Source organism: Pseudoalteromonas sp. H71 (assembly GCF_001468485.1).
GTDB lineage: Bacteria > Pseudomonadota > Gammaproteobacteria > Enterobacterales > Alteromonadaceae > Pseudoalteromonas.
This window is the reverse complement of record NZ_LODI01000028.1, coordinates 22,364-28,821: the sequence shown is the minus strand read 5'-3', so window position 1 is coordinate 28,821 and position 6,458 is coordinate 22,364. Positions and strand designations below refer to the sequence as shown.

Sequence of the window (6,458 nt, the reverse complement as noted above, 5' to 3'; positions counted from 1 at the left end):
AAGTAATTATTCTGTTGGTCACTCAGTTTCAATTGAGACTCTAATTTGTTTGCCTCGTTACTTGCTCAATAAAGAGCGAAGTAGCTTGGCTGTTAGAACTCAATCTGTACGAGTGCCCACACAGATGATTGCTTTATATTGTTAAAGAACGTTGCGACGNTGTCGCTAGGGATGCGTATAATACATCCTTTATTTTTCGAGTCAACACTTTGTTTTAAACTTTCTTGAGATGATTTAAAACTGAAGTTTCACTTAACTCTCTGATTAACTCTTGCCTCGCTATGCGTTGGCGCCTGCCGTCTCAGTGGGGTCGCATTATAGGGAGAACAGATTTTTACGCAAGTACTTTTTTAAAGAAAAACTAAAAAAACACACTGTTCGGTTAGTATGTGAGCGAAAGCACTTAAAACTGGTAGTTTTATAATCAATATAGGCTTTGCTGGCACTGAATCAAGCGCTACTGTTACACTAAATACTCATAATTTTTAATTTAAAGGTGCATATATGGCAATACGTTCTTATAAAGGAATTACTCCTTCATTTAATAAATCTGTTTATATAGACGAGTCGTCAGTATTAGTCGGTGATATCACTTTAGGTGATAATAGCAGTGTGTGGCCTTTAGTTGCTGCTCGCGGTGATGTTAACCATATTCGTATTGGTCAGCGTACTAATATTCAAGATGGCAGTGTATTACATTTATCGCGTGCAACTAAAAGCAACCCGGATGGTTACCCTCTTATAATAGGCGACGATGTAACGGTTGGTCACAAAGTAATGCTACATGGGTGCGTACTTGGTAACCGTATACTCGTGGGTATGGGTGCGATTGTCATGGATAACGTAGTTGTAGAAGACGATGTTATTATTGGTGGGGGCTCGTTGGTACCACCCAATAAGCGCTTGGAATCAGGCTATTTGTATGTAGGAAGTCCAGCAAAGCAAGCCCGTCCATTGACTGAGCAGGAGCTCGCTTTTTTAAAAATATCGGCAGATAACTATGTCCAATTAAAAGATGAATATTTAGCTGAAGCTAACTAAGTCCACTTCTATATGACCTGCCGAGTTATAACTTTCTTCTTCTATTAGTTGCTCGGCACGTTCTTCGTATTCAAAACGATATTTTTCAAAATACTCTGTAGCGTGACTTTCATCAGTTAGTTTAAGCTTACTTACAGCAATAATACATTCCACTAGCATGCCATTCACCTGAGCAAAAAATACCAACTGGTGATCAGGCTCCCTAAATTCGAGTCTATCTATAAATTGTATAGCTTGGTTCATTTTAGTGAGCCTTGTTTAAGCGCTTTAACTACAGGAAGGATTTCTGGCATTTTATTATGCCAAACATAATAAGCTTGTGCTGCTTGGCCTACTAACATGCCACTGCCATCTAAAAGCTTAGTGCTGTTATTATGCCCTGCTACCCAGTTCATAAAAATAGTGTTTGTCAGTGAATAAAACATATCGTATGCAACATCACAGCATGTTAAGTGCTTTTTATCTAGAGCTGGCAATTCGTTATTCATGCTGCTAGATGTTGAGTTTACAATTAGTGAGTAATCGCTTACTGGTAAATCATCGAACCCATAGCCTGAAACTTTTCCGTATTCAGCAAATAGCTGAGCTAAGTTTTTTGCCTTTTGAGCGGTACGATTAACAAGAATAATTTCTGCGGGTTTTTGTTCAAGCAATGGTAATATTACTCCCCTTGCCGCACCACCAGCACCAATTATTAAAATACGCTTATTTGTAATCACAACTTTATTAGCAAGCAGGTCATTTACAAAACCAACACCGTCGGTGTTATCTCCTAATAATGTACCATCGTCTCTTTTTTTGAGTGTATTAACCGCTCCTACTATTTTTGCAAGCGGCGTTAACTCATCGGCCATGGCAAACGCTTGTTCTTTAAATGGCATGGTAACGTTTGCACCTTTTCCCCCTTGCTCAAAAAAAGTCGATACTGTTTTTTCAAAGCTGTCGATAGGTGCTAATATTGCGCGATAGTCGATTTGCTCACCTAGTGAGATAGCAAATTGTTTATGTATCGCGGGGGATTTTGAATGTTTAATTGGATTTCCAAAAACCGCATATTTGTCCATTTCAACTCAACCTCTTTGCAGCTAAGTGCTGCCTATAAACGATGATAAATAATATGATTAAACGACTTTTTTCTAAATCTAAGCCTGAAAAAGTAGATCAAACACCTACGCCTGAAAAAACACCTTACGAAATAATTGGCCGAGAAAAAGGGGCACGCGCTATTTCTGAACGATTCTACGACATTATGGCCTCAGATGAATACGCTAAACCGTTATATGATATGCATCCTCAACCATTAGATAGGATTCGCCAAGTCTTTTTCGAGTTTTTATCAGGTTGGTTAGGTGGCCCCGCCCTCTTTGAGCAAAAGCATGGACAGCCCATGCTACGTAAACGCCATATGCCATTTTTAATTGATCAAAACTTACGGGATCAGTGGATGTATTGTATGAACAAAACCCTTGATATAGAAATAGATAACCCGCTACTTCGAGAAGGGCTTAAAAACTCATTCGCCCAACTAGCAAGCCACATGATTAACCAACATTAATCATAAACAATAAAAAAGACGCTTTCGCGTCTTTTTTATTGTTTATATCTGCCACTCTCGGGCTATTAACTCTTCTGGTTTACTCGAAAGCCAAGCTTGTGGTCGTAAGTAATACTGATATAGGTTTGCTTCAAGGCTGTTTTCAGCGGGTGTGAAGTTATACTCCCAGCGAGCCAGTGGTGGCATAGACATTAAAATAGACTCTGTTCGCCCACCACTTTGTAAGCCAAACAAGGTGCCTCTGTCCCAAACCAGATTAAACTCAACGTAACGGCCGCGACGGTAGAGTTGAAAATCACGCTGTTGCTCGGTAAATTTATCATTTTTACGGCGTTCAATAATTGGGATATAGGCGTCTAAAAAGCCATTCCCGACTGATTGCATAAACGAAAAACTTTGCTCAAAACCTAATTCATTTAAATCATCAAAAAATAAACCACCTACTCCTCGTGTTTCATCTCGGTGTTTTAAATAAAAATACTCGTCGCACCATGTTTTATATTTTGGATAAACGTCACTACCAAACGGCGCACAGATATCGTGTGCCACTTGGTGCCAATGCTGGACATCTTCAAATACCGGGTAAAAAGGGGTTAAATCAAATCCGCCGCCAAACCACCAAATAGGCTCTTCGCCCTCTTTTTCGGCTATAAAAAATCGTACGTTGGCATGACTTGTTGGCACATGCGGATTTTTTGGGTGAATAACAAGTGATACCCCACATGCATGAAAGCTTCGTCCTGCAAGCTCTGGCCTATGGGCGGTTGCAGAGCCTGGCATTGAGGCTCCAAATACATGAGAGTAATTAACCCCACCTTGCTCTATGATAGTGCCATTGGTAGTAACGCGAGTACGCCCGCCACCGCCTTCAGCTCTTTGCCAGCTATCTTCAACAAATTTAGCGCTTCCATCAGCAGCTTCTAGCCCCTGGCAAATCGTATCCTGTAAAGCCATAAAGTAGGTTTTTACTTGTTCTAATAATTCGCTTTGCATATTACCCTCTAAATACTTTACCGGTCATGGCATCTTTTATTGTGCTGGGTTGTGTGTTGCCACCTAATGGCTCGTCAACATAAAAACCAACTTGATCAGCAAATTGCTCTTTTGCTTGCTCAATACTTATTACTGTTTCTTGGCCTGTTAAATTTGCACTCGTTGATACCAGTGGCTTTCCAAATTCTTGGCATAAGCGTTTAACTGTTGGGTGACTTGTTACTCTTACTGCAATTGTATCAAACTGCCCTGTTAGCCATTTTGGTGTACCTTTTGCTGCTGGCATAACCCAAGTTATAGCAGCCGGCCAACTAGAGAATATATCTGCACGTTTGTCGATGGGTATTTTGGCGTCGTCAACATACTTTAGTAATTGCCCATAGTTGTCTGCAATTAAAATAAGGCCTTTTTCAACGGGACGCTGTTTAATTGCCAGTAATTTCTCAACAGCGTGCAGATTATCTGGATCACAACCCAAACCAAACACAGCCTCTGTTGGATAAACAATGACATCGCCTTGATTTAAGCAAGAGAGTGCCGAAGGCATATTTGAAAGTTCTGACAAAGTAGTCTCCAAAAATAATTAAATGTTATTGAGGTTTAGCAAGTTTATGCATGCAACTTTTTTGTGGGCATTGTAGTAGTGTACCATTTGCCATTTGTCTTTCTATGACGATGGGCCAGTTACATTTAGGGCAAGGTTGCTCTACAGGTTTATTATTGAGTGTGTATTTACAACTTGGGTAGCTGTCGCATGAGTAAAACACTTTACCGAACTTGTTACTCCGCGCAACTAAGTGACCTTTTTTACATTTAGGACATGAAGGTAGTGTAACCTCTTGTTCCTTTTGCTCGTTGTCGTTTGCAATGTAGTGGCAGTCAGGGTACCCCGTACACCCAATAAACATACCGTAACGTCCGTTTTTAACCACCAGCGGTTTGCTGCACTGAGGGCACGCTGAATCTTCAAGTATTTTTATTTCGTTACTTTCGTGGTGCACTAATGGCCTAATAAAATCACATTGAGGGTAGCTTGCACATCCCAAAAAAGGGCCTGACTTGCTATTGCGCATCACTAACTCTGAGCCACACTGTGGGCATATTTCGTATTCTTTTTCTAAGGCGTGTTTATTCGCCGAGAAAAGCGAATGATCGATTTTACTCATGGTGTTCCTAAGAGATAAGTGAATTTTCGCCTAATATACCCAAACCACTTAAAGATACAAGCTATGGTGAACGCTTAGCTTTAAGTAATTTACGTAATGAGTAATAAATTAATAAGGCATTAATGCAACAATTCAGTGGGCTCATCAAAAATTAAGTCTTCCATTTGCCCATAGGCCTCTTCGGAGCCAGGTACATTAAACAGCACCATAAGCACTAACCACTTTAAATCGTCTAGGTTAATGCTTGGTTTATCAAGCGCGGCGAGTTTATCCATGACCATTTCACGAGTAATACTGTTTATAACGCCAATCTGCTCAACAAACATTAAAAAGCCACGACACTCAACGTTAAGCATGGCGCATTCGCTTTGAGTAAAAATACGAATAGCATGCCCTGGGTTGGCAATTAAATATGGGGATTCATCGCTATGTTGTAAATCGGCTAATTGCTCTAGCCAATTGAGCGCTTTAAAAATTTCTGGTTTATTAAATCCGGCTCGCATTAACTCATCAGTTAGCTCATTTTGTTCAGCAAAAATATCAGCTTCGCTATGAATATAATTTTCAAATAGATACATAAGTATATCGAACATGCTACCTTCCTGCGCTTAGCCTAATATAACCATCTAAAATACGTTCAATCTGATCGTCTAACTCTAAATCAAGCAATCTTGCCAACACCTTATCTATTGGCCACTGAACTCGGCGTACAATATCGTCAACGGTTGTTACCTCAAACCCAATGCTATTTAAAACTTCGCAATCACTACTTTGCTGCAGCGTCTCTTCTTTACTATATAGACCGCTTTGATAAGAAAAGCTCACTTCATCTAAAATATCTGTCACATTTTCAACAAGTTTAGCCCCTTGCTTAATTAAAAAATGGCTGGCTTGTGCAAGCGGGTTTTTAATAGAGCCCGGCACTGCAAACACCTCTTTATTTTGTTCAAGCGCATAACGCACCGTAATTAATGAGCCACTTTTAATTTCAGCTTCAACAATTAAAACACCTAAAGATAAGCCCGAAATAATTCTATTTCGACGAGGAAAGTTATGCGCGTTAGCGGCAGTACCGGGTAAAAATTCACTGATTAATAAACCACTATTGAGCACTTGTTCGGTTAACAGTTTATGACGTTTAGGATAATAAATATCAACGCCCGTACCTAATACTGCAATGGTTTTACCAGATCCAGCTAGTGCACCTTTGTGCGCAGCACCATCTATTCCTCTGGCCATGCCCGATGTAATGGTAATACCTGCATTCGTTAATTCGTATGCAAACTCTGATGCTATTTCAAGCCCTGTTGGGGTGGCGTTACGGCTCCCAACAATGGCTATTTGCGAGCTAGAAAGTAAAGACACATCGCCCTTACAAAAAAGTAATAAGGGTGCGCTAGCTATCTGCTTTAATGAATCAGGGTAACGTGCATCAAAAAAACAAATTACCTCTATACAATGCTGCGCAATACGCTCCTCATAATGCTGTACTTGTAGCCAGTCTGTACTGAGTAAATTACTGGCCTGGTTAGCGGTTAAGCCTAACTCGAGTAATTTAGCGTGGGGTAAGTCAAACAATGACTCAAGTGGGTGGTGTTTAGATAGGGCCAATAAGGTTTTTGTACCTAATCCCTTACACATATAAAAGGCAAGCCAGTGAGCTAACTTGCCTGATGACTGATCCATGCTCTCTCCTAGAGCAC

The 6,458-nt window shown here is 40.3% G+C and carries 9 protein-coding genes; 2 read left to right on the top strand and 7 right to left on the bottom strand.

The window, feature by feature from the left end; all coding sequences use genetic code 11:
- The first annotated feature begins 504 nt into the window (after window positions 1-504).
- Window positions 505-1,041: a gamma carbonic anhydrase family protein gene (locus ATS71_RS12975; RefSeq protein ID WP_058405197.1), complete on the top strand. Its 537-nt coding sequence runs from the start codon at window positions 505-507 to the stop codon at window positions 1,039-1,041.
- Here ATS71_RS12975 and ATS71_RS12970 read toward each other — a convergent pair.
- Together ATS71_RS12970 and aroE are read right to left on the bottom strand one after the other, a co-directional pair.
- The gene (locus tag ATS71_RS12970) at window positions 1,024-1,284 is read right to left on the bottom strand and encodes a DUF1488 domain-containing protein (RefSeq protein WP_058405196.1); all 261 of its coding nucleotides are present in this window, start codon (window positions 1,282-1,284) and stop codon (window positions 1,024-1,026) included. The two genes, ATS71_RS12975 and ATS71_RS12970, sit on opposite strands and share 18 nt — an antisense overlap.
- Window positions 1,281-2,105, bottom strand: coding sequence for a shikimate dehydrogenase (gene aroE, locus ATS71_RS12965; RefSeq protein ID WP_058405195.1), 825 nt, complete (start codon window positions 2,103-2,105; stop codon window positions 1,281-1,283). The genes ATS71_RS12970 and aroE overlap by 4 nt, the downstream gene beginning before the upstream one ends.
- Before the next feature lie 53 nt (window positions 2,106-2,158).
- Here aroE and ATS71_RS12960 point away from each other — a divergent pair, with 53 nt between their 5' ends.
- Window positions 2,159-2,596, top strand: coding sequence for a group II truncated hemoglobin (locus ATS71_RS12960; protein WP_058405199.1), 438 nt, complete (start codon window positions 2,159-2,161; stop codon window positions 2,594-2,596).
- A gap of 42 nt (window positions 2,597-2,638) precedes the next feature.
- On the opposite strand, the gene hemF is transcribed toward ATS71_RS12960, so the two are convergent.
- The 5 genes from hemF to dprA all read right to left on the bottom strand — a co-directional run bounded on the left by hemF (window position 2,639) and on the right by dprA (window position 6,441).
- Window positions 2,639-3,589, bottom strand: a complete 951-nt coding sequence (gene hemF, locus ATS71_RS12955) for an oxygen-dependent coproporphyrinogen oxidase (RefSeq protein ID WP_058405194.1) — start codon at window positions 3,587-3,589, stop codon at window positions 2,639-2,641.
- A gap of 1 nt (window position 3,590) precedes the next feature.
- Complete coding sequence (locus tag ATS71_RS12950) at window positions 3,591-4,154, bottom strand: L-threonylcarbamoyladenylate synthase (RefSeq protein WP_058405193.1); 564 nt, start codon at window positions 4,152-4,154, stop codon at window positions 3,591-3,593.
- Between the two features lie 25 nt (window positions 4,155-4,179).
- The gene (locus ATS71_RS12945; protein WP_058405192.1) at window positions 4,180-4,755 is read right to left on the bottom strand and encodes a DNA topoisomerase family protein; all 576 of its coding nucleotides are present in this window, start codon (window positions 4,753-4,755) and stop codon (window positions 4,180-4,182) included.
- Between the two features lie 119 nt (window positions 4,756-4,874).
- Window positions 4,875-5,348, bottom strand: a complete 474-nt coding sequence (locus ATS71_RS12940; protein WP_058405191.1) for a DUF494 family protein — start codon at window positions 5,346-5,348, stop codon at window positions 4,875-4,877.
- A 1-nt stretch (window position 5,349) separates the two neighbouring features.
- On the bottom strand, window positions 5,350-6,441 hold the full coding sequence (gene dprA, locus ATS71_RS12935) for a DNA-processing protein DprA (RefSeq protein WP_058405190.1): 1,092 nt from the start codon (window positions 6,439-6,441) through the stop codon (window positions 5,350-5,352).
- Window positions 6,442-6,458: the final 17 nt, after the last annotated feature.